The organism is Blautia sp. MCC270 (assembly GCF_018785605.1).
GTDB classification, from domain to species: Bacteria; Bacillota; Clostridia; order Lachnospirales; family Lachnospiraceae; genus Blautia_A; species Blautia_A fusiformis.
The window spans coordinates 1-1275 of the sequence record NZ_WQQD01000079.1 but is presented as its reverse complement, the minus strand read 5'-3'; the positions used below and the strand labels follow the sequence as shown (position 1 = coordinate 1275).

Annotated in this window: 2 protein-coding genes; both read left to right on the top strand. The window is 44.8% G+C overall.

The window, feature by feature from the left end; translation table 11 throughout:
- A partial coding sequence (locus GPK58_RS12570; protein WP_215638742.1) for a sensor histidine kinase occupies positions 1–767 on the top strand: 767 nt, incomplete at its 5' end.
- Between the two features lie 110 nt (positions 768–877).
- The coding region (locus GPK58_RS12565; RefSeq protein WP_252195811.1) for a DUF6034 family protein at positions 878–1275 on the top strand (398 nt) is incomplete at its 3' end.

The following is a 1275-nucleotide window of genomic DNA, read 5'->3' as shown; positions in this document are numbered from 1 at the left end:
TCTGGTTTTTTGGAATTTATCTGGCTGTGTTCCTGATCGCCGGCCTTTTTATTTATATGATGATGCGAAGAACTGTGGAACAGATGGAGAAGCTACAGGAAGTGGCAGAGAAACAGGAGCTGCTCATGGGGGCACTTTCCCATGAAATGCGTACCCCGTTAACGTCCATTATCGGGTATTCGGATACCCTGCGCCATGTAAAGCTGAAAGACGAACAGAAAGACCGGGCACTGGAACATATCAACCGGGAGGGAAAACGCCTGGAGGCTCTTTCTGGGAAGATGCTGCAGATGCTGGGGCTTTATCAGAACCATGCCATACAGATGGAAATGACCATGGCAGGTGACCTTTTAAACCATGTCATAGACATGGAAAAAGAACAGGCAGAAAAGAAAGCGGTACACCTCAAGATGGAATGTGAAGCCTTTTCCATGAAAATGGATCCGGCCTTGATGGAAAGCCTTCTGATAAACCTGATCGACAATGCCCTAAAGGCTACGGATGCCGGTGGAAGCATTTGGGTAAAGGCTTATGAGAAAGCTGGAAAAAAGATCTTTGAGGTGTCGGATACCGGAATGGGGATCCCGGAGGAAGAACTGGGAAAGATCACAGATGCATTCTATATGGTGGACAAATCACGAAGTCGAAAAGAAGGCGGATCCGGACTTGGGCTGGCACTCTGTGTGAAGGTGGCTGAAATCCATGGCGGATGCTTGAAAATCGAAAGCAGACAGAGAGAGGGGACCACGGTAAGAGCCATCTTCTGATTTACAATTTGTTTACATCTTAATGAATACATCGGCAAAGCAATATGGTACTCTTTTCTCATAAGAAAAGGGTACCTTTTTTAATACCGAAAGGAAAGGATGGAAAAAGGATGAAGAAAATAAAAATGTTTATGGGAGCCGTTCTGTGTATGAATCTTTTGACATTATCCGGATGTGACCGTATTGTCCAGTCTGCTGTTGTGGAAGAAAAGGATCAGACAGAACAGAAAAAAGAAGAGAAAAAGGAGACAGTTCAGAAAACCGTTGCCGAACAGGTACAGGCACCGGAAATATACCAGACAACGATCCAGGCAGATCTAAGATCAGCGGACCGGGAGGATAAAGAAACCCCAATGAATTTTACCCTGACAGCGGATGCACCGGTAAAAGTGCCGGATGTAGATGCAATCTGTTTAAAAAAAGTAAAAAGATTGGCGATTCCTGAAGAAGAACAGAATAAAATAAAAGACACATTCGGAAAAGGACAGCCCATGCAGGAAGAGAAGAA